The organism is Pseudoroseomonas cervicalis ATCC 49957, assembly GCF_000164635.1.
Taxonomy (GTDB): Bacteria; Pseudomonadota; Alphaproteobacteria; order Acetobacterales; family Acetobacteraceae; genus Pseudoroseomonas; species Pseudoroseomonas cervicalis.
In genome coordinates this window covers 1-1,308 of record NZ_GG770866.1, presented here as the reverse complement: position 1 = coordinate 1,308, position 1,308 = coordinate 1, and the positions used below count along the sequence as shown (strand labels likewise).

2 protein-coding genes and 1 pseudogene are annotated in these 1,308 nt (G+C 73.9%); all 3 read left to right on the top strand.

All coding sequences use genetic code 11. The features are described 5' to 3' along the window. Positions 1-432: FliH/SctL family protein (locus HMPREF0731_RS19785; protein ID WP_007005990.1), on the top strand; the 432-nt coding region annotated here is incomplete at its 5' end. After that, complete coding sequence (locus tag HMPREF0731_RS19780) at positions 429-710, top strand: FliM/FliN family flagellar motor switch protein (protein ID WP_007005989.1); 282 nt, start codon at positions 429-431, stop codon at positions 708-710. The genes HMPREF0731_RS19785 and HMPREF0731_RS19780, both read left to right, overlap by 4 nt. Positions 711-737: 27 nt before the next feature. Further along, positions 738-1,308 (top strand): annotated as a pseudogene (locus HMPREF0731_RS19775) (hypothetical protein); the annotation flags it as partial.

Genomic DNA, 1,308 nt, shown 5'->3' with positions numbered 1-1,308 from the left:
CAGGGGGCCGCGCTGGCGGCCACCGCGCTGGAGCGGCTGCTGGCCAGCCGCGCCGAGGATCGCCGGATGCTGGATGCCGATCTGCGCGCCGCGCTGGTCGCCGCGCTGGAGGCGCTGTTCCCGACGCTGCTGGCGCGCGCCGCCGGCGGCGAGGTGGCGGCGCTGCTGGCCGAGGCGCTGACCGAGCGCGCGGCCGACCGCATCACCCTGCGCGCCCATCCGGCGACGCTGGCCGCCATGCAGGCGGATGGCTTTCCCGGCGGCGGCCAGCCCGAGCGGGTGCGGCTGCTGCCCGACCCTGGCCTGCCGGAAGGCCAGGCCGAGGCCGGCTGGGCCGATGGCGGCCTGATCTACGACCCGGCGGCCCTGCTGCAGCGTGTGCTGACCACGCTCGGCGCCGCCGATGCCATGCCACAGGAGACGACGCCGTGAGCGAGAGCGCGCCCACCGAGAACCCCTTCCTGGCCGAGCGCAAGCCGCGCATCATGGACATTCCGGTGAATGTCCAGGTGGTGCTGGGCAACAAGCGGCTGCCGATGGCGGCGCTGTTCAACCTCAGCCGCGGCTCGGTCATCGAGTTCGACAAGAAGGTCGGCGAGCCGATCGACCTGATGGCCAATGAGCGGCTGATCGCGCGCGGCGAGATCCAGATCACCGATGACGGGCGGCTGTCGATCTCGATCACCGAGATCGTCTCCTCCTCCAGCTGAGCCCGCCCGGGCCAGGACGCGCGCAGAATGCCGCTCCCCCTCTCCCTCCGCCCGCCGCCGGGCAGCCTGCGCCGCACCGCCCTGGCCGTGGCGGTGGCCGGCGGCCTGGCGCTGCCGCTGCTGCTGCTGGCGCTGCCGGCGCTCGGCCAGAGCGTGACGCTGAGCCTCGGGCCGCAGGGCGGCCAGGCCGTCGCCAGCGGCGCGCAGAGCCTGACCACCAACATCGTCGGGCTGATCGTCGCCACCACCCTGCTGGCGCTGGCGCCGGGCATCCTGGTGGTGGCCACCGCCTTCACCCGCATCGTGGTGGTGCTGTCGATGCTGCGCACCGCGCTCGGCCTGCAGCAATCGCCGCCCAACTCGGTGATCGTCAGCCTCAGCCTGTTCCTCGCGGCCTTCGTCATGGCGCCGGTGCTGGAGCGGGCCTGGAACGACGCGGCGCGGCCGCTGATCGACGGCACCATCACCGAGGAGATGGCGGCCGAGCGCGCCATCGCGCCCTTCCGCAGCTTCATGGAAGCCAATGTGCGCGAGCGCGACCTGGCGCTGTTCATCGAGATCGCCCGCTGGCAGCCGCCGCCCGAGCCGCCGCGCGCCG